This is a genomic window from Streptomyces sp. cmx-18-6 (genome assembly GCF_046548915.1).
In the GTDB taxonomy this organism is placed as follows: Bacteria; Actinomycetota; Actinomycetes; order Streptomycetales; family Streptomycetaceae; genus Streptomyces.
In genome coordinates this window covers 275,009-293,941 of sequence record NZ_JAEBEP010000003.1, presented here as the reverse complement: position 1 = coordinate 293,941, position 18,933 = coordinate 275,009, and the positions used below count along the sequence as shown (strand labels likewise).

The window sequence follows — 18,933 nt, the reverse complement described above, 5'->3', positions numbered from 1 at the left end:
ATGGCCATGCCGCTCCGTCAGTCCATCAAGGTCGCGACGTATCTCTTCGAACAGAAGCTCCGCAAGCGTGAGAAGTTCCCGCTGATCGTCGAGCTGGAGCCGTTGTTCGCCTGCAACCTCGCCTGCGAGGGCTGTGGGAAGATCCAGCACCCGGCCGGTGTCCTGAAGCAGCGCATGCCGGTCGCGCAGGCCGTGGGCGCGGTGCTCGAATCCGGCGCGCCCATGGTCTCCATCGCCGGCGGCGAGCCGCTGATGCACCCGCAGATCGACGAGATCGTGCGCCAGCTCGTCGCGAAGAAGAAATACGTCTTCCTCTGCACCAACGCGATGCTGATGCGCAAGAAGCTCGACAAGTTCACCCCGTCGCCCTACTTCGCCTTCGCCGTGCACATCGACGGGCTGCGCGAGCGGCACGACGAGTCGGTCGCCAAGGAAGGCGTCTTCGACGAGGCCGTCGAGGCGATGAAGGAGGCCAAGCGGCGCGGCTTCCGCGTCACGACCAACTCCACCTTCTTCAACACCGACACCCCGCAGACCATCATCGAGGTCCTCAACTACCTCAACGACGACCTGAAGGTCGACGAGATGATGATCTCGCCCGCCTACGCCTACGAGAAGGCTCCCGACCAGGAGCACTTCCTCGGCGTCGACCAGACCCGCGAACTCTTCAAGAAAGCCTTCGCGGGCGGCAACCGGGCCCGCTGGCGGCTCAACCACTCGCCGCTGTTCCTGGACTTCCTGGAGGGCAAGGCGGACTTCCCCTGCACCGCGTGGGCCATCCCCAACTACTCGCTGTTCGGCTGGCAGCGCCCCTGCTACCTGATGAGCGACGGCTACGTGCCGACGTACCGGCAGCTCATCGAGGAGACCGACTGGAGCAAGTACGGCCGGGGCAAGGACCCGCGCTGCGCCAACTGCATGGCGCACTGCGGCTACGAGCCCACCGCCGTCCTCGCGACCATGGGATCGCTCAAGGAGTCGCTGCGCGCCGCGCGCGAGAGCGTCGGCGGCAACCGGTGACGTGGTGGCCGGCGAGGGGGCCGGCGGCCACGGCCGCCGGGTGCGTACCGAAGGAGAAGAGCGGGCGATGACGGACGGCGGGCCGAAAGGCTTCGACCTGGGACGGCTGCTGGCGGAGCGCGGGGGAGAGCGGTACGAGCTGCACGCCCGCCACCTCAACCACCAGCTGCCGCGCATGCTGCGCACCATCGGCTTCGACAAGGTCTACGAGCGGGCCGAGGGCGCGTACTTCTGGGATGCGGAGGGCGACGACTACCTCGACATGCTCGCCGGGTTCGGCGTGATGGGGCTCGGCCGGCACCACCCGGTCGTCCGTAAGGCGCTGCACGACGTGCTCGACGCCCAGCTCGCCGACCTCACCCGCTTCGACTGCCAGCCGCTGCCCGGGCTGCTCGCGGAGAAGCTGCTCGGGCACAGCCCGCACCTGGACCGCGTCTTCTTCGGCAACAGCGGTACGGAAGCGGTCGAGACGGCGCTCAAATTCGCCCGGTACGCCACCGGGAAGCCCCGCGTCCTGTACTGCTCCCACGCCTTCCACGGCCTGACGACCGGGTCTCTCTCCGTCAACGGCGAGAGCGGCTTCCGCGACGGCTTCGCCCCGCTGCTGCCCGACACTGCCATCGCCCTGGGCGACCTGGAGGCGCTGCGCCGGGAGCTGAAGCGCGGAGACGTCGCGGCGCTGGTCGTCGAGCCGGTCCAGGGCAAGGGCGTGCACGCCGCGCCGCCCGGCTTCCTGCGCGAGGCCCAGGAGCTGCTGCACCGGCACAAGGCGCTCCTGATCGCCGACGAGGTGCAGAGCGGCCTGGGCAGGACCGGCGACTTCTACGCCTACCAGCACGAGGACGGGGTCGAGCCCGACCTCGTCTGCGTGGCCAAGGCGCTCTCCGGCGGCTACGTTCCGGTCGGCGCGACGCTCGGCAAGGACTGGATCTTCCGCAAGGTCTACTCCTCGATGGACCGGGTCCTCGTCCACTCCGCGAGCTTCGGCTCCAACGCCCAGGCCATGGCGGCGGGGCTCGCGGTGCTGACGGTGATGGAGGACGAGGAGACCGTGGCCAACGCCCGGCGCACCGGTGATCTGCTGCGGGAGCGGCTGTCGGCGCTGGTCGACCGCTACGAGCTGCTGCACGAGGTGCGCGGGCGCGGGCTGATGATCGGCATCGAGTTCGGCCGGCCCTCCTCGCTGAAGCTCCGCAGCCGCTGGACCATGCTCCAGGCGGCCCGCAAGGGGCTCTTCGCGCAGATGGTCGTGGTGCCGCTGCTCCAGAAGCACCGCATCCTCACCCAGGTCTCCGGCGACCACCTGGAAGTGATCAAGCTCATTCCGCCGCTGATCATCGGGGAGGCGGAGGTGGACCGCTTCGTGGCGGCGTTCACCGAGGTCATGGACGACGCGCACAGCGGCGGCGGCCTGATGTGGGACTTCGGCCGGACCCTGGTCAAGCAGGCCGTGGCCAACCGCTGACTTTTTGCCTCTCGGGCAATTTATTTGCCCGAGAGGAAAGTTCCTGGCCCAATGGAGGCATGAACCCTCCGGACGATGGGGCGGCCGACGAGCTCCCCGGCGTCGCACCCCGACTGCGCGATCTGCGCCGCGGGCGCGGTCTCACCCTGGAGACCGCGGCCCAGCGGGCCGGACTCTCCCCGGCCCACCTCTCCCGGCTGGAGACCGGCCGCAGGCAGCCCTCGCTGCCCATGCTGCTCGGCCTGGCCCGCATCTACGGTACGACGGTATCCGAGCTGCTCGGCGAGAAGCCGCCCGAGCGGGAGGCGGTCATCCGGGGCGGCCCCTTCGAGGGGGCCGAGGCGGACGGCTGGATGTACCGGCGGGCCGGCGGCTCCGGCCGTGCGATGCAGGCGCTGAGGGTGCGTGTCCCGTACGGCGCCCAGGGCGATCTGGTGCGCGTCCACCCCGGTGAGGAGTGGCTGTACGTCCTGGTCGGGCGGCTGCGGGTCGCGCTGGGGGAGACCGTGCACGATCTGGAACCCGGCGACAGCGCCCACTTCGACTCGCTGACCCCGCACCGCATCGCGGCCCTGGACCGGAGCGGGGCGGAGCTGCTCTTCGTCCACTCCCTGCTCCAGAGCCCCGCGGCCGAGCTGTGCCTCGGCAACGCCCTCCACGCGCGCTGACCCATTCGCTTCACCGGTCGCGAGGCCGGCAGAGAGGACCGTCATGTCCGATTCCGAGCACTACGACCCGCTGACGCCGAGGCGGCCGAAGGCTGCGCAGGACTCGCAGGAGCGCCGGATGCCGCGCGGTCTGGTGATCCGGCTCTTCGCCTATCTGGTGGTCGGCCATGTGATCGCGGCCTTCCTCTACCTGCTCTTCATGGTGGCGGGCGCGGAATGATCGCCGGGCCGATCCCTCCGCGCTGATCCCTCGGCCTTGAGCCCTCAGCCCTGAGCCTTCAGCCCTGGTTTCTCGGCTTTGGTTCTTCAGCCTTGGTCGAGCAGTCGCTCGCGCAGTCGCTCCCGGGTCTCGGGGGAGACGTTCAGTCCCTCCGTCAGGTAGCGGTCCGTCGTGCCCCAGGTCTCGTCGATGGCCGTGAACGCCGCCGCGAGGTACTCCGACCGGGCCCCGAAGAGCGGGTTCAGGAGCTCCATCACCTCGGCGGACATCCCGATCTCGGACATGTCCGACCGCTTCACCTTGTACCGGCGGTGGAGGTCGTTGGACTTGAGGTAGTCCGTCTCGATCGCCTCGCGCTCCACTCCGACCGCCAGCAGCGAGACCGCGATCGACAGCCCCGCCCGGTCCTTGCCCGCCGCGCAGTGCATCAGGGCCGGCACGCTGTCCTCGGCCAGGGCGTGCAGCACCCGGCTGTGCTCGGCGGTGCGGTCCACGATGGTCGACCGGTACATGTGGACCATGCGCTCGACGCCCTTGCCGTTCGCCAGGACCGAGCGCAGCTGCTCGATGTTCCCGTCGCGCACCAGCCGCCAGAACTCGGCCCCATCGGCGGGGTCGGAGAGCGGAATGCTGACATTGCGGACACCGCTGAGCTCGATGTCGAACCCGTCGAGCCGGTGGTCGGCGGAGTTGCGGAAGTCGAAGACCGTGTGCAGCCCGAGGCCGCCGAGGAAGGCCGCGTCCTCGGCGGTGGCGTGCGCCAGATGGCCGCTGCGGTAGAGCCGGCCGAAAGCGGTGCTGCGCCCGTCCGCCGTGGGGAGCCCGCCCACGTCGCGGAAGTTGCGGACTCCGGTCAGTGCGGTCTCTGTCGGCGGGACCTGCGGCACCTGCTGCGTCACGGGGGCTCCTGGGGTCTTCGGTGGCGGCGCGGCTCTCCGGCGAGGGCGCTCCCGTGACGATACGACATCGATTCCCCGGAAAATCATCACGGTTGACGAGCGCCGACCCGGCCGTCCACGGAGCCTGTGCTGATGGGGCGTCAGTGAGGACTCTCGCGGCATGTCCGTATTGGTGTATTTCTCAGAACATGCCCCGCTTATGGGTGAGATGGGATTCGACAGGTGAGCGGGATCATATCCGTGACGGTCCGTGGCGATGACCGTCCGACCGTTTCCCGGGATCCGCACGGAAAGCCAAGATCCGTAATCCACGGAGTGTGACGGGAAATCCCCGGCGCAATTGAATCGATGATTCCGCAAGGCAACCGACGGCTTGTTCCTGTCGTCCTGACTCGTTTACGGTCACCGTCAATCCGGGCGGACCGCCTAATCCTGCCGCCGACCGGAATTCGCACCCACCCACTCACGCGTGGCAGGAGCGGGGGAACCAGGTAAGCCGCCGGCCCGGAGAGATCCGGACCGGCTCGGGGTGAAGTCGCCACGGCGACCGGGCATCTCCAGCCCGAACCCGACAGCTCACCTCGCAGGCGCCGGAGAGGAACTTCCCCATGCCCGCAAAGGGTAAGCACCGTCGTATCAAGTCCGGCCCGATCCACCGCGGCGTCCTCGCCGCGGGCACCGGCGGCGCCGTACTCGCCCTCCCGCTGATCGGCGCCACCGGCGCGCACGCGGCGGAGAAGGCGGCCCCCGCCGCCAAGCCCGCGGCGGCCTCGCCGGCCGCGGCGCACACCGCGCCGCAGTCCGCGCCCGCCACGGCGAAGACCTCCCCGAAGACGTACTCCGTCGTCTCCGGCGACTACCTGGCGAAGATCGCGACCGAGCACCAGGTCAAGGGCGGCTGGCAGAAGCTGTACCAGGACAACCGCTCGGCGGTCGGCGAGAACCCCAGCCTGATCTTCCCGGGCATGAAGCTCACCATCGGCGCCAAGGCGTCCGGCTCCACCGCTCCTTCGGAGGCCGGGAAGCCGGAGGCCAAGAAGGCCGCCCCGGCTCCCAAGGCCGCCCCGAAGAAGGCCGCGCCGGCCCCCAAGGCCGCGCCGAAGGAAGCCCCCAAGGGCGACACCATCTCGGCGGACGACTCCGAGGGCTCCGGCGCCTCCGCGCAGACCGGCTCGTCCGAGGCGACCGGCTCCGGCTGGACCGCCCCGCTGGCCAACGCCAACGTCACCACCCAGTACCGCGCTTCCGGCTCCAGCTGGTCCAGCGGCTACCACACCGGCTCGGACTTCCAGGCCGCCTCCGGCACCCCGATCCACGCCATCGGCCCGGGCACCGTGGTCTCGGCCGGCTGGAGCGGTTCGTACGGCAACGAGGTCGTCATCCGGCACGAGGACGGCATGTACTCCCAGTACGCCCACCAGTCCTCGCTGAGCGTCTCCGCCGGCCAGACCGTCACCGGCGGCCAGCAGATCGGCCTCTCCGGCTCCACCGGCAACTCCACCGGCCCGCACCTCCACTTCGAGGTCCGCACCGGCCCGGGCTACGGCTCGGACGTCGACCCGATCGCCTACCTGCGCGGGCACGGCGTCTCCCTCTGATCCGAGGGGCGTAAGAAGTGATCGAGGGGCGGTGCGCGGCGGCGCACCGCCCCTCCACTTATTCCGGCTTTACCGAAATCTGACCGGGTGGTCTATCTCACCTCCCGTCAACCCCGTATTACGGTCGCGTAGGTCACATTGAACGGTGCAGGATATGCGCTTGTGGCAGACGATTCGAGAACCCAGCAGCAGAACATCATCGGGTCGTACGCGGCGATCGGGGACAGTTTCACCGAAGGCGTCGGAGATCCCGGCCCCGATGGAGCCTTCGTCGGCTGGGCGGACCGGTTCGCGGTTCTGCTCGCCGACCGGCTCCCGGCCCCCGACGCGGCGACGAACCCGGACGAGACCCGGCACGGCGATTTCCGTTACGCCAATCTCGCCGTACGCGGACGCCTCCTCGACCAGATCGTCCAGGAGCAGCTCCCCCGCGCCAAGGAACTGGCCCCCGACCTGGTCAGCTTCTGCGCGGGCGGCAACGACATCATCCGGCCCGGCGCCGACCCCGACGATCTGGCCGAGCGCTTCGAGCGGGCCGTCGCGGACCTGACCAACGCGGTCGGCACGGTCATGGTCACCACCGGCTTCGACACCCGGGGCGTTCCGGTGCTGCGCCACATGCGCGGCAAGATCGCCACGTACAACGTCCACCTCCGGGCGATCGCGGACCGCTACCACTGCCCGGTGCTGGACCTGTGGTCGCTGCGCTCCGTCCAGGACCGGCGCGCCTGGGACGCCGACCGGCTCCACCTGTCGCCCGAGGGCCACACCCGGGTCGCGCTGCGCGCCGCCCAGGTCCTCGGCCACGACGTGCCGGCCGACCCGGACCAGCCCTGGCCGCCCCAGGCCCAGCGCCGCCCGTTCGACGAGCGGCGCGACAACATCCAGTGGGCGCGGGAGTACCTGGTGCCGTGGATCGGCCGGCGGCTGCGCGGCGAATCGTCCGGCGACCACGTCGAGGCGAAGCGCCCGGACCTGCTGCCGCTGTAGCCCGTCACGGCTCCAGCAGAGGCAGCGTACGCCTGGCCGGGCTCGGCCCCACGAGCCCGGCAGGCGGCGGTCCCGCGCCGGGCGCAGCCGGTATCCGCTCCAGCACACCGCCCGCGAACACGTCGTACATCGGCAGCGTCTCCAGGTGCACATAGCCGATATGGCAGTCGCACACGGCGAGCGGACAGGCCCGCGGCCCGAGCGCCCGGCGGTAGCTGCCGTCGTAGAGGTTGCCCAGCTCGGCCTTGACGAAGTGGCAGCGCCGCACCGTGCCGTCGCCGTCCACCGAGACCACCGACTCACCCGTCCGGCACGGCAGCCCGGCCGAGCGGTGCGGATGCCGGCTGTAGGGGAAGAGCGGGTCCAGCTCCGTCCACCGCTCCGCCTCCGCGTCGGTGTACGTATGCCCCTCCGCCGCGTTCACCCAGAGGTAGACCTCGTCGGGGAGCGCCGCCCGCAGCCGCCGCGCCTCGTCGAGGTGCGCGTCGAACCCCACCACGCCCACGCTGTAGCGGATCCCGCGCGCCGACAGCTCCCGGCACTTGCCGAGGAACCGCTCGTACGGCGTCTGCCCCGGGTGGTACGTGCACCAGAGGGCGACGCGTTCCGGATCGGCGGCGGCGAGCCACTCCGTGCGGCCGCTGAGGTTCGTCTGGATGGCCACCCGGCCGATGTGGGGCAGGTGGGACAGCTCGGTCAGCGCCCGCCGGTACCAGGAGCGCACCAGCCCCTCGCCCCACGGGGTGAACAGCACGGAGAGCCGGTCGCCGGTCTGCGCCGCCGCCCACCCGGCGAACCGCTCCAGCGCCTCCCGGTCCGCCGTCAACTGCGCCCGGGTGTCCCGCCGCTTGGCGAACGGGCAGTACGGGCAGTCGTAGTCGCACGAGGCCAGCGGGCCCCGGTACAGGATCGTCAGGTCCATGACCCGCTCACTTCCGCTCGTACGCGGCCATCGCGGCCCGCACCCCGGGGGAGAACAGCGCCGGGCCCAGGGCGTCGGAGTGGGCCAGGCCCAGCGGGGACAGCCGCAGCAGCCCGACCGGCGCGCCCGCGTCCAGCCAGCCCAGGGCGGCGAAGCGCTCCAGCTCGGCGGGGAAGTCCTCGCGGGGGTCCGTGCCGAAGCGGGCGCGGTAGTCGTCCACGGGCAGCCCCGCCGCCTGGAGCAGCGACTGGAGGAGATGACGCCTGCGGGCCTCGGCCGCGTCGACGTACCGGCCGACCTCGGCCCGGGAGAAGTCCTCGGCGGCGGTGAACCCGTCGATGATGGAGCGGATCTCCCGCATGTCCACCGCGTAGTCGAAGGAGTAGTGCAGGGCGGCGGTGTAGGAGCGGGCCCCGCAGCCCAGGCCGATCATCCCGTCGGTCTGGCAGGCGTAGTCCTCGGGGCCCTCCCGCGACGCGCTCGGGGCGTCGGCGCGGCGGAACATCCGCATCGACACCTGCTCGTAGCCCTGCGCCAGCAGATGGTCGCGGCCCACGGCGTACAACCGGAGCCGCTGCTCGTCCCAGGCGGCCTGCTCCAGGGCCTCCGCCTCCGGGCCGCTCGCCATCCCGCCCAGCCGGTGCAGGCCGGTCAGCGGGCGGACGTACAGCGGGTAGAGGTACAGCTCCTCGGGCCGCCAGGCCAGCGCCGCGTCCAGCGAGGCGAGCCAGGTGCGCTCGGTCTGGCCGTCGATGCCGTAGATCAGGTCGATGTTCAGCACCGGTATCCGGGCGTCCCGGATCCGGCCGAGCGCCGCCTCCACCTCGGCCCGGCGCTGCGGCCGGACGGCGGCCCGCGCCTCGGCCTCCACGAAGCTCTGCACACCGATGCTGACCCGGGTCGTGCCCCGGTCGGCCAGCACCGCGAGCCGGTCGGCGGTCGCCGTGGAGGGGGACGTCTCCACCGACAGCGGCACCGCGCGCAGGTCCGCGCCCATGCGCTTCTCCGCGATGTCGCAGAGCCGCTCCAGCTCACCGGCGGTCAGGAAGGTGGGCGTCCCGCCGCCGAACGCCGCCGCGGCGAACCGCACCGGACCGTCGTCGCCGAGCGCGTCCCGTACGGCTGCGGCCTGCCGGTCCAGGGCGTCGAGATACCGGGTCGTCAGCTCGTCGGGCGCGCCGATCCGCGTGAAGAGGTTGCAGAAGCCGCAACGGACCTCGCAGAACGGTATGTGGAGGTAGAGGGACAGGGCGTTCTTGGGCTCCGCCGCCCACAGCTCGCGCAGCGCGGGCCGGTCCGCCAGGGGGCGGTAGGCCGTCTTGTGCGGATAGGCGTAGACGTAACTCTCGTACGGCCTGACGGCGGGGGGCGCGGGAGCGCCGGCGGTGGTCGACGCGGTGGTGGCGGTGGTCATCGGGCGGCCCCCGGTTCGAGCGGTGCGGGTGGTTCGAGGAAGAAATGGGCGTACGGCACGGTCCAGACGGCCTCGTGGCCGAGCCGGTGGCCGGTGTAGCCGTCGTCGCCGTACGCCGTGCCGTGGTCGGAGCAGACGATCGCGAAACACCGGCGGCGGCTGCTCGCCGCGGCGAAGAGGCGGCCGATGTGCCGGTCGACGTACTCCAGGGCGGCCGCGTGCGTGGCCCGGGAGTCGCCCGCCTCACGGGTCGCGCCCGGGGTGTGGAACCAGTTCGGCTGGTGCAGCGCGGACACGTTGACGAAGAGGAACAGCCGCCGCTCCCGAGGGAGCTCCGCCACGACCTTCTCCGCCCTGGCCACCTGCTCCTCGAACGAGGTCGGCGACGCGACGCCGAACTCCGGCTCCCAGTGGCTCTCCTGGAACATGCCGGGCAGCACCGACCCCAGCGGCCCCTGCCGGTTGAAGAATCCGACCCCGCCGACGCACACCGTGCGGTAGCCCTCGGCAGCAAGCCCCGACACCAGGTCGGGGGTGTCGAAGACGAACGTGCCGTCCGCCGTCGTCTCGCTGCCCGCGAAGCGCGCCGCGAACAGGCGCGGATGCGGGCCGGGGGCGGCGGGCGTCGGCAGGAACCCGGCGAACATCGCCTGGTGCGAGGCATAGGTGAAGCTGCCCGGCGCGTGCCGCTTCTCCCACACGCCGCCGGGCAGGCGCCGGGCGAGGTTCGGGATGCGGCCGGCGGCGGCCAGCTCGACGGCGACGTCGTGGCGCAGGGTGTCCAGGGTGACCAGCAGCAGGTCATGGCTGCCCACGACCTCGGCCATATCGGGGCGCGGAGGGTCCAGCCGCGGGGGCTCAGGGAGACGTGACGGCATGGTCGTTCCTCGCTCGGTCCAGTACGGCGGCGACCTGCGCCGCATAGGTGTCCAGGCCCTCGGCTCCGCTGCCCGGCAGACCGGTCAGCCCCGGCAGCAGGTCGCCGAAGGCGTTGACCTCGCCCACGGCGAACCGCCGCCAGCCGGCGGCCGGCAGCAGGTCGACGCCCACGCACAGCGTCCCGGGGAAGCAGGCGGCGGCCCGCTCGCACATCGCCAGCGCCTCGCGCCAGGAGCCGCCCACCGCCGACACGGCGGCCCGGACCTCGTCCAGATCGCCGCGGGCGCCCCCGAGGTGCAGGTTGGTCATGGGGGACAGGCTCGTCCGGACGACGGCGTGGGTCGCCCGGCCGCCGACCACCACGATCCGCAGATCGGCCACCCGCCCCCGCTGGGACGCCTTCGGCAGCCAGCGCTCGACGTGCAGGCCGTCCGGGGCGAGCGCGTCGACGATCGCGCCCACCTCCCGCTCCGTGGTGTAGCGGCGGACCCGGAGCGAGTTGAACAGCCGCCCCTCCGCGTCCCGCTCCACCGAGGTGCTCGCCCTGACCCGGCCAGGGCCCGCGGTCTCCACCGCCAGCACCCCCGAGGCGGAGGAGCCGTGGGCGAGCTTCACGAACGCCCGGGGCATCCGGTGCTCCCGCAGGAGCGCCCGTACGTCGGACCAGTCCCGCACCGGCGGCGCCTGCGGCCCGGACGTGGGCGAGGCGGGCACCGGGACGCCCGCGTCCGCCAGGAGGGCGTGGCAGAGCCGCTTGTCGAAGAGCGCCGCGACGTCGTCCGGCGAGGCGAGCACCCGCGCGCCCGCCGCCGATGCGGCCCGCGCCACGCCGCCCACCGCCGCGAGGAACCCGGCGTACCACCGTGCCGTGCCCTCCACCCGGGTCGGATCGCCGACCCCGCGCAGCAGCCGTTCCACCTCGGCGTTCTCACCGGGCGAGTCGATCCGTACGGTCTCGCCCCGGCCGAACGCCGCCTCGCCGCCCAGCACCTGGAGCCAGGACACCACCCGGGCCGGCGGCAGCCCGGCGTCCCGCACGGCCTCCTGGAAGAAGGCGACCCGGCGGTTCTCCGGATTGCCGACGACCGCGAAACGCGGGGCCGCGTCCCCAGCCGGGCTACTCGCTGACGGCGACATAGCGCTCCGGTTCCTCGTCCGGGTCCCCGTCGTCCTCCTCGGCCTCGCCGGCCTCGACCACGGCCGGGGCGCACGCGGCCCTGACGCGGTCCAGCACCGGGTCGGTGAGGTAGTGGTGGCGAAGGTCGAGCGTCGACAGGTGGTTCAGGGGCTGCCCGTTCAGCAGCGCCTCCCCGCCCGTGTCGCTGAGGGTGCCCATGGACAGCGCGAGGCTCTCCAACTGGGCGACGACGGGCGCGGACGCCACGGCCGCGGCGATCTCGTCCTGGATCTCGCTGTTCTGGAGGCCCAGGCGGCGCAGCCGGGGGAACGTGCCGCCCGACAGGACCGGCCGGACGTCGTCGACCGTGGCGTCGCCGCCGTACCACGAACTGCCGAACCACAGATCCAGCCGCTCCAGCGCGGGCAGTTCGCTCGCGGCGACCGCCCGCACCAGGGAGCCGGGCAGCCCGCCGGACTCGAAGCGCAGCGACTTCAGCGCCGCATGACGGACGGGCCGCAGATCCAGGCCCTCCTGGCCGCCGCCCCGCACCGTGAACTCCTCCAGCAGCGGCAGCGCTTCGAGCACCGGCGTGATGTCGCACATGCGCAGCCACGACACCTCGCACTCCTCGCCCACCACATCGGCGAGGAAGAGTCCCCGCAGGGCCGGGAAACGGTCCGCGTGGGCGACGATCAGGTCCCTCACCGGGGCGAACGGCGTGTACTCCTCACGCCACCAGGGGCCGATGACGAGCGCCCGCACCCCCGCCGTGTCCACGGTGTCCAGGAACTGCTGCCACAGGACGGCGAAGTCCGTCGGCTCGCCGTACTCGCACTCCAGCCGCCAGGCCACCGCGTCGGCGGCGGGCAGGGGCACGGACGCCGCCGGCGTGTGGACCGGCAGGCCGTGGAAGTGCTCGGGATGCTCAATACGGATGGGGGTCATGGCACCTCACTCCGACACGGCGGTGTAGCGGCCCTCGGCGCCGCGACCGTCCCACGGCTCGTTCCGCCCGGACAGGTCGACGCGCACCCCGTGCGGCTCCAGGGCCGAGCGGACCCGCTGCTCCATGGCCTCGGTGAGGAAGTGGTGGTGGAGATCGAGCTCGGCGAGGTGGGTCAGCGGCTGCCCTTCGAGGAGCGCGGCCGCGCCTTCGTCGCCCAGCGTCCCGTTCGACAGGTCGAGGGTCGTGAGCTGGGCGACGACCGGCGCCGAGGCGATGGCCGCCGCGATCTCGTTCTGCACCTCGCTGTTGCGCAGGCCCAGGTGGCGCAGGCGGGGGAAGCGGGTGCCGGAGAGCAGCGGCGCGAGGTCCGCGACGCCCGCGTCTCCGCCGTAGGCCGAAACGCCGAGCCAGAGGTCCAGCCGCTCCAGTGCGGGCAGTTCGCTGTCCAGCACTCCTCGGACCACCTGGACGGGCAGACCGCCCGCCTGGATGGTGAGCGACCGCAGCCGCTCGTGCCGCGTCGGCGGGAACACCAGGTCGGTGCCGCCCCGCACCCCGAACTCCGTCAGCGCCGGGAAGGTGCGCAGCAGGGCGGTGACGTCCGACTGCTCGATCCAGGAGATCTCCGCCTCCTCCATCTCCAGATCCCCGACGAACACCGCCTCCAGCGAGGTCAGACGGTCGGCGGCGGCGATCACCAGGCCGATCGGGACGGAGGACTTCTCGTCGTACGCCTCGCCCCACTGGCCGATGATCAGCGCCCGGACCTCCGCCGGATCGACCGCGTCGAGGAAGGCCGTGAACTCCTGCTCCCACGTGCGCTCCCCGTCGTCCCCGAACGGATCGACGGACAGACGCCAGGCGGCGGCAGCGGCGGCGGGCCGGTCGGCCGGGCCGTCCGTGTGCTGGAAGTCGACGGCCGGAAGGCCGCCGAACGCTTGCAGATGCTGCGCACCGTACATCGCACTGAGCTCCTGGTCCTGGGGACGGCTGATGTCCGCAAGGTTTATCAAGCCGCACTGACAACGCCGCGACCGGGACGGCCCGAAGCCCGCCGGGACCGTTCCGGGCGGGCGGCCGGGGCCCGTTGTCAGACCCTGCCCGTAGCGTTTTTCCCGTGGACGGCACAGCGAGTGCCGCGACCGAGGGGAGACGTCTGTGTACCGGCAGGGCGATGTACTGATCATGGCGCTGGAGGAGTCGGCGGTGCCCGCCCCCTTCCTGAAGGCCCCGGGCGAACTGCGCGACGGGCGGGGGCGGCTGGTGCTCGCGCTGGGGGAGGTCACCGGACACGCGCACGCCGTGCAGGGGCCGGGCCGGCTGATCCGGGAGGCGGGCCCCTTCGGCCCCGCGCTGCTCCATCTCCCCGAGGGCGGGCGGGTGGTCCACGAGGAGCACGCGACCATCGCGCTGCCGCAGGGCTGGTTCCGCGTGGTGCGCCAGCGGGAGTACGCGCCCGGCGCGATCCGCATCGTCGCGGACTGACCGCACGCCCACCCGCTTCACCAGCACGGACCACAGACTTCCAACCGAGCACGACAGGGGACGGGACAACCGATGCAGCACGTGAATTCCTGGCGGGACGTGGCCGCGGCGACCGGCGCGGCGGACCGGGCCGCCGCCGAGGAGGGCGTGCGGCGTGCCTACCGCACCGCCGATCTGGCCGAGCCGGAGCGGATCGTCTGGGCGTCGTCGCCCCGGGCGGCCGTGGACACCGTGGAGAAGCTGGCCGACGCCGGACGGTCGGTGCGCGAGGAGATCCGCACCCGGCCCTGGGCCGAGGAACGCCGCCGGATGTACGACGAGTTGGGGCCGGCCGGCTGGTCCGCCCTCTGGTCCGCCACCGGAGCGCAGCTGTGGGAGACCACGGCCGCGCTCGCCGAGCGGATACGGGCCGGTGTCGTCGCCGACCTCGCGCCGCGCCCCGAGGACGAGGGCGCCGTGCGGCTGGTGCTGCTCGACGCGGTGCTCGGCCAGCACGACGCCGCCTGGCTCGCCGCCTTCGACGGGCGCGGCGACCGGCTCACCGGCCTGGCCGAGGTCGCCCGGAACGCCGGCTGGTGGTGGCCGTACGAGAGGGCCGTGGTGATCTGCGAGCGGCCCGAGGTCCTGCACCGCGACGAGGCGGGCCGGCTCGACCACGGCGAGGGGCCCGCGCTCGCCTACCGGGACGGGTTCGCCCTGTACGCGTGGCGCGGCATGCCGGTGCCCGCCGCGTTCCTGGAGGAGCTGGCGGCCCTCACACCCCAGCGGATACGCACCGAGGAGAACGCGGAGCTGCGCCGCGTGATGCTGGAGTACTACGGCTACGACCGCTTCCTCACGGAGTCGGGGGCCGAGCCCGTCCACCGCGACGAGACGGGCGTCCTCTGGCGCATCGCACTCGACGGGGACGAGGACGTGGTGATGGTCGAGGTGGTCAACTCCACTCCTGAACCGGACGGCACGCACCGCACCTACTGGCTGCGCGTGCCGCCGACGACAGGGACGGCCAAGGACGGGGTCGCCTGGACCTTCGGCCTGGACGGCGGCGCCTACGCCCCGGTGCGCCAGACCTGAGGCGGGGCGGCGGCCGGGGGAGCGGGCGGCGGAAGAGGCCGGCGGCCACAGGGCCGGGCAGCCGAAAGAGCGGGCGGCCCGAGGGTCAGCCGGTGAGCGCGGTCCGGTCGACGCCCAGTTCGCGGGCGAGCGCCTCATCGGTCCAGCGCAGCATCGTCGTCCGGGAGAGCGGACCCCGGTACGACGTCATCTGCACGGCCAGACCGTCCAGCAGCGCGGTCAGCCGCCAGGCCGCCGACACCGGGTCCTCGCACCGGAACTCACCGGCGGCGGCGCCCTCCTCGATGACCTTGGTCAGCTCCGCCTTCCACCGCTGGTCGAGGTCGCCCGCGACCTCGCGCAGGGCCGGTTCCCGCAGCGAGGCGGCCCAGCCCTCGATCCACAGCCGCCATCCCTTGGCCTGCCCGGTCGGCGCATACCACCGTACGGCGGACCGCAGCCGCCGCAGGGCGCTGGTGCGACGGGCCAGCAGGTCGCGCAGGTGGGCGAGGTCGGCCTCGGCCGCGTACGCGAAGGCGGCCGCCACCAGCCTCTCCTTCGTCGAGAAGTGGTAGAGGACCAGCGCGTTGCTCACTCCCAGAGCGGACGCCACATCGGCGATCCGCACGGAGGAGGCCCCGCGGATCTCGATCTGCTCGACCGTCGCCCGCAGCAGCTCCTCACGCCGCTCCGCCACGTTCAACCGGACTCTTGCCACCCGACCACCCTAGGGCCTCTCGTTTGGATCAGGCCGGGCTCGCGTGCCCCGGCACGCACACCTGCCGCGTTGTCGTCAATCACCATGGCTCCGCCATGCCTCGATCCTCCGCCTTGCAGCGCACGCACCGGACCCCGCTCCCTGATCCGGCCTGATCCAAACGAAAGACCCCAGGGCCTGTCCGACCGTTCCCGTCTGCCGCGCGGCAGCCCCGCGGGCGACGACGGGAACGGTCGGACAGGCCCTGGTCAATGTGCCGGACGGCGACGAAGACCGCCGTCACCGGTACGACGTAACGGCGGCTCCGGGCGGTGACGCCCTGGGGTGACGGCCGGGCCGGAATCCTTCGGGGGGCAAGCGCGTTGGACCCTGCATGACGTCATTCGAACCAGCACAGCAAGCTCTGCTCCGCCTCATCGGCGAGCACGACGGGGGAGTGCTGGTCACTCTGAAGAGGGACGGGCGGCCCCAGCTGTCCAATGTCATCCACACCTACTACCCCGACGAGCAGGTGATCCGGGTAACCGTCAGCGAAGGCTTGGTCAAGACCCGTAACCTGCGGCGGGACCCCCGGGCCAGCTACCACGTCACCAGCGACGACCGCTGGGCCTGGACCGTGGTGGACGGCACCGCCGAGCTGACCCCGCCCGCCGCCGAACGGGACGACGCCACGGTGGAGGCCCTCATCACCCTCTACCGGGACGCCGCCGGCGAGCACCCCGACTGGGAGGACTACCGGCGGGTCATGGTCGAGGACCGCAGGGTGATGGTCACGTTGCATATCGAGCACGTCTACGGGCAGAAGCGGGGCTGACATACCACCGACAGGACTACGGCGGGGCCCCGACCGGGGGCCCCGCCCACCTTCGCCGCATCCGGCCGGGCCCGGCCTCGCCGTGTCCCGCCGCCTGCCGGGTCCCGGTCGCCGGGCCGGCGGTCGGCGGTTCGACGGGCCGGCGGTCGGCCGGACGGCTGCCCCGTTCACCTTCCTCTTCTCGCCCTGTCGGACAGTCCGACGATAATGAGACGACACCGACTCCCCCAGGAGATGTTGTGACCGGCGCCGACTACTTGCTTCCGCTCCGTACGAAGATGCGCTCGATGCGTTCCGCGTCCTTCGGGGCCGACCCGGCCGGAGCGCGGATGGAGCGCATCCTCAGCTCGCCGAACTTCGCCGAGGGCGTGTTCCAGAACGCCCTGGGCGCCCGCATCAGGCCGTCCGGTTCCACGCTGGATTTCGCCAGAACCTACTTCCAGAAGGAGCAACGGGTCCGCAGGGCGCCGGCGGGACCCGTTCCCGTGCACGCCACGACCCTCGCCGACCTGGCCGCACCGCCCGCCACGGGGCTGCGGCTGACCTGGATGGGGCATTCCAGCGTCCTGGCCGAGATCGACGGCCGCCGGGTCCTGTTCGACCCGGTCTGGGGCGAGCGGTGCTCCCCGTTCCCGTTCGCCGGCCCCAAGCGGCTGCACCCGGTGCCGGTGCCGCTGGCCGCGCTCGGCCCCGTCGACGTGGTGGTCATCTCCCACGACCACTACGACCACCTCGACCTGCCGACCATCCGCGCCCTGGCCGGCACGGACACCGTCTTCGCCGTGCCGCTGGGCGTCGGCGCCCATCTGGAGCGGTGGGGCGTTCCCGCCGACCGGATGCACGAGCTCGACTGGAACGAGAGCGTGGAGATCGCCGGGATCAGCTTCACCGCGACTCCGGCGCGCCACTTCTGCGGCCGCGGCCTGCGCAATCAGCAGCACACCCTGTGGGCGTCCTGGGTCGTCGCCGGACCGGACCACCGGATCTACCACAGCGGGGACACCGGCTACTTCCCCGGCTTCCGGGACATCGGCGCCGAGCACGGCCCCTTCGACGCCACGATGATCCAGATCGGCGCCTACTCCGAGTACTGGCCGGACATCCACATGACCCCCGCCGAGGGGATGCGCGCCCACCTGGACCTCCAGGGCAGCCGCCCGCACGGGGTGATGCTGCCGATCCACTGGGGCACCTTCAACCTGGCCCCGCACCCGTGGGCCGAGCCGGGGGAGTGGACGAAGTACGAGGGCGAGGAGGCCGGCCAAGCGGTGGCGTTCCCCCGTCCCGGCGAGCCCTTCGAGCCGGCGGGGGAGCCGCCGGCCGAGCCGTGGTGGCGTGCGGTGTCCCAGCCGATCGCGCACCCGTGGCGCCGTCCGCGGAAGGCCGAGAGCGTGGCCGGGACGAGCAGTGCCGATCTGGACCTTGCCGGTGAGCGGTGATGTCGGTCGGGGACGAGGCCGTGGCCCGGACGCGGACGGGCTTCTCCGAACGCGCCGTCGTCGGGCTCGCCGGCACTGCGAGCCCGACGACGATCCGCCCATCCCTGCCCGCGTCGGTCGGTTGAGGAATGTGGTTGCGGTGGACCGGGCGGATGCGGTGATACTCCGGCATGAGTAGAGACGCCGAGACCATCGTGCTCGCCCGCGGGTCGGACGAGGTGATGGAACCGCTGACCCGGGACGACCCGGAGCGCACGTGGCGAGGCCGCTTCGTCCCGATAGAGGGGCACTGGGGCTACGAGTTCGGGTGGGCCCTGGAGTTCGAGAAGACGCGTGCCCGCAGGGGCCTGCTCAGGCACCTGGAATCGCTGCCGTGGCCGTACCCGCACACGGTGCAGGTTCTGCTTCGCGACCAGGACGACGACTGCTTCGGGCTGTGGATGTTCCAGGAGGGCCGGCTGGTGGAAATCACCCTTCCCCGCACCGAGCGTTTCCACCAGCCGGCACCGCCCAATGAGGACTTCGAACCCGACCCGGGCATGCTGCTGCGCACCGACCGGAACACGACTCTGCCCGAGCAGACCCCGGAAGCACGCCGAGACACCCGCTCACCCTGGTAGACCGAGTTCGACAGCTCATCTTCGGAAGTTCTCGAGCCGGTTGATGGTCCGATCGACCTCGCCGCGGCGGCGGTGGATCGTCTGGTCAAAGCCTGTGGACCGGCCTCCTTGGCTGCCGCGGCATCGGCCTGGACGGCCCGCAGGCTAGCCGGAGCGGTCCGAGGGCGGCCAGACGTAGGGCAGGCCGTCGGGGTCGTCCGGGAACAGCGGGGCGTAGACGTCCGGGGCCTTGCTCCGCAGCGCCGACCGATGGCTGCGATGGAAGGCGGGGTCGCCCAGCCACGGGGGCACCTCATGGTCCGCCGTGAGCTGCTCCTGCGTGCGTACAGCCGGATCGGCCGTGTGCGCGCCCGGTTCCCGCGTGCGTACGCCCGGATCATCTCGGTGGGCTGCGAAGCCGGTCAGCAGGGATGCGGCGCACGTGTCCGCGCGCCCGGTCGCCGTCCACACCCGGCACATCTCGAGCCCGTAGCGCACCAGCGCCTCCTCGTAGCCGGTCCACATGCGTACGGCGGGGTGGTGCCGCCACCCGTAGCCGGGCACCGTGAGACCGCGCAGCACCTGGAGTGCCTCGACCCGTTGCTTGCCCAGTCGCCGGGCGTCGAGGGTTGCGGCTGACGCGGCGAAGTCGGGATACGGCAGGAACGTCTGCATGGTCGTGCC

20 protein-coding genes and 1 riboswitch are annotated in these 18,933 nt (G+C 72.2%); of the genes, 11 read left to right on the top strand and 9 right to left on the bottom strand.

Annotation, left to right across the window (positions count from 1 at the left end; all coding sequences use genetic code 11):
- The 4 genes from hpnH (at position 1) to ACLJPL_RS09445 (ending at position 3,373) form a co-directional block, all read left to right on the top strand.
- Positions 1–1,020 (top strand): adenosyl-hopene transferase HpnH, encoded by a 1,020-nt coding sequence (hpnH, locus tag ACLJPL_RS09460; RefSeq protein ID WP_411080293.1) that lies wholly within the window; start codon positions 1–3, stop codon positions 1,018–1,020.
- A 67-nt stretch (positions 1,021–1,087) separates the two neighbouring features.
- A complete protein-coding gene (locus ACLJPL_RS09455; RefSeq protein ID WP_411080292.1) occupies positions 1,088–2,485 on the top strand; it encodes an aspartate aminotransferase family protein in 1,398 nt (465 codons plus the stop codon).
- Positions 2,486–2,544: 59 nt separating this feature from the next.
- A complete protein-coding gene (locus ACLJPL_RS09450; protein ID WP_411080291.1) occupies positions 2,545–3,153 on the top strand; it encodes a helix-turn-helix domain-containing protein in 609 nt (202 codons plus the stop codon).
- 43 nt (positions 3,154–3,196) lie between these two features.
- Positions 3,197–3,373: a DUF6126 family protein gene (locus ACLJPL_RS09445; RefSeq protein WP_411080290.1), complete on the top strand. Its 177-nt coding sequence runs from the start codon at positions 3,197–3,199 to the stop codon at positions 3,371–3,373.
- A gap of 86 nt (positions 3,374–3,459) precedes the next feature.
- On the opposite strand, the gene ACLJPL_RS09440 is transcribed toward ACLJPL_RS09445, so the two are convergent.
- A complete protein-coding gene (locus ACLJPL_RS09440; RefSeq protein WP_411080289.1) occupies positions 3,460–4,272 on the bottom strand; it encodes a tyrosine-protein phosphatase in 813 nt (270 codons plus the stop codon).
- Between the two features lie 446 nt (positions 4,273–4,718).
- Positions 4,719–4,877, top strand: a riboswitch (cyclic di-AMP (ydaO/yuaA leader).
- A 3-nt stretch (positions 4,878–4,880) separates the two neighbouring features.
- Here ACLJPL_RS09440 and ACLJPL_RS09435 point away from each other — a divergent pair.
- Positions 4,881–5,870, top strand: coding sequence for a peptidoglycan DD-metalloendopeptidase family protein (locus tag ACLJPL_RS09435; protein ID WP_411080288.1), 990 nt, complete (start codon positions 4,881–4,883; stop codon positions 5,868–5,870).
- A gap of 162 nt (positions 5,871–6,032) precedes the next feature.
- Positions 6,033–6,860, top strand: coding sequence for an SGNH/GDSL hydrolase family protein (locus tag ACLJPL_RS09430; RefSeq protein ID WP_411080287.1), 828 nt, complete (start codon positions 6,033–6,035; stop codon positions 6,858–6,860).
- 4 nt (positions 6,861–6,864) lie between these two features.
- Here ACLJPL_RS09430 and ACLJPL_RS09425 read toward each other — a convergent pair whose 3' ends face one another.
- The 6 genes from ACLJPL_RS09425 to ACLJPL_RS09400 are packed head-to-tail and all read right to left on the bottom strand — an operon-like array spanning position 6,865 to position 13,103.
- Positions 6,865–7,782, bottom strand: a complete 918-nt coding sequence (locus ACLJPL_RS09425; RefSeq protein ID WP_411080286.1) for an STM4011 family radical SAM protein — start codon at positions 7,780–7,782, stop codon at positions 6,865–6,867.
- 7 nt (positions 7,783–7,789) lie between these two features.
- Entirely contained in the window at positions 7,790–9,196 is a 1,407-nt protein-coding gene (locus ACLJPL_RS09420) for an STM4012 family radical SAM protein (protein WP_411080285.1), read from the bottom strand.
- On the bottom strand, positions 9,193–10,023 hold the full coding sequence (locus tag ACLJPL_RS09415) for an STM4013/SEN3800 family hydrolase (RefSeq protein ID WP_411080532.1): 831 nt from the start codon (positions 10,021–10,023) through the stop codon (positions 9,193–9,195). The genes ACLJPL_RS09420 and ACLJPL_RS09415 overlap by 4 nt, the downstream gene beginning before the upstream one ends.
- Before the next feature lie 31 nt (positions 10,024–10,054).
- Positions 10,055–11,212 carry an STM4014 family protein gene (locus tag ACLJPL_RS09410; protein ID WP_411080284.1) on the bottom strand — a complete coding sequence of 386 codons (1,158 nt, stop codon included), beginning with the start codon at positions 11,210–11,212 and terminating at the stop codon, positions 10,055–10,057.
- Positions 11,193–12,140, bottom strand: a complete 948-nt coding sequence (locus ACLJPL_RS09405) for an STM4015 family protein (protein WP_411080283.1) — start codon at positions 12,138–12,140, stop codon at positions 11,193–11,195. The genes ACLJPL_RS09410 and ACLJPL_RS09405 overlap by 20 nt, the downstream gene beginning before the upstream one ends.
- Positions 12,141–12,146: 6 nt before the next feature.
- Complete coding sequence (locus ACLJPL_RS09400) at positions 12,147–13,103, bottom strand: STM4015 family protein (protein ID WP_411080282.1); 957 nt, start codon at positions 13,101–13,103, stop codon at positions 12,147–12,149.
- A gap of 196 nt (positions 13,104–13,299) precedes the next feature.
- Here ACLJPL_RS09400 and ACLJPL_RS09395 point away from each other — a divergent pair, with 196 nt between their 5' ends.
- Both ACLJPL_RS09395 and ACLJPL_RS09390 read left to right on the top strand, forming a co-directional pair.
- Positions 13,300–13,626, top strand: a complete 327-nt coding sequence (locus tag ACLJPL_RS09395; RefSeq protein ID WP_411080281.1) for a hypothetical protein — start codon at positions 13,300–13,302, stop codon at positions 13,624–13,626.
- 72 nt (positions 13,627–13,698) lie between these two features.
- On the top strand, positions 13,699–14,700 hold the full coding sequence (locus ACLJPL_RS09390) for a DUF6745 domain-containing protein (RefSeq protein WP_411080280.1): 1,002 nt from the start codon (positions 13,699–13,701) through the stop codon (positions 14,698–14,700).
- An 85-nt stretch (positions 14,701–14,785) separates the two neighbouring features.
- Here ACLJPL_RS09390 and ACLJPL_RS09385 read toward each other — a convergent pair whose 3' ends face one another.
- Positions 14,786–15,397: a TetR/AcrR family transcriptional regulator gene (locus ACLJPL_RS09385; RefSeq protein ID WP_411080279.1), complete on the bottom strand. Its 612-nt coding sequence runs from the start codon at positions 15,395–15,397 to the stop codon at positions 14,786–14,788.
- 373 nt (positions 15,398–15,770) lie between these two features.
- Here ACLJPL_RS09385 and ACLJPL_RS09380 point away from each other — a divergent pair, with 373 nt between their 5' ends.
- From ACLJPL_RS09380 to ACLJPL_RS09370, 3 genes are all read left to right on the top strand, one after another.
- Positions 15,771–16,211, top strand: coding sequence for a PPOX class F420-dependent oxidoreductase (locus tag ACLJPL_RS09380; RefSeq protein ID WP_411080278.1), 441 nt, complete (start codon positions 15,771–15,773; stop codon positions 16,209–16,211).
- Between the two features lie 239 nt (positions 16,212–16,450).
- Entirely contained in the window at positions 16,451–17,650 is a 1,200-nt protein-coding gene (locus ACLJPL_RS09375; RefSeq protein ID WP_411080277.1) for an MBL fold metallo-hydrolase, read from the top strand.
- A gap of 170 nt (positions 17,651–17,820) precedes the next feature.
- On the top strand, positions 17,821–18,270 hold the full coding sequence (locus ACLJPL_RS09370; protein WP_411080276.1) for a hypothetical protein: 450 nt from the start codon (positions 17,821–17,823) through the stop codon (positions 18,268–18,270).
- Positions 18,271–18,414: 144 nt separating this feature from the next.
- Here ACLJPL_RS09370 and ACLJPL_RS09365 read toward each other — a convergent pair whose 3' ends face one another.
- Positions 18,415–18,924 carry an MSMEG_6728 family protein gene (locus ACLJPL_RS09365; RefSeq protein WP_411080275.1) on the bottom strand — a complete coding sequence of 170 codons (510 nt, stop codon included), beginning with the start codon at positions 18,922–18,924 and terminating at the stop codon, positions 18,415–18,417.
- Positions 18,925–18,933 lie beyond the last annotated feature (9 nt).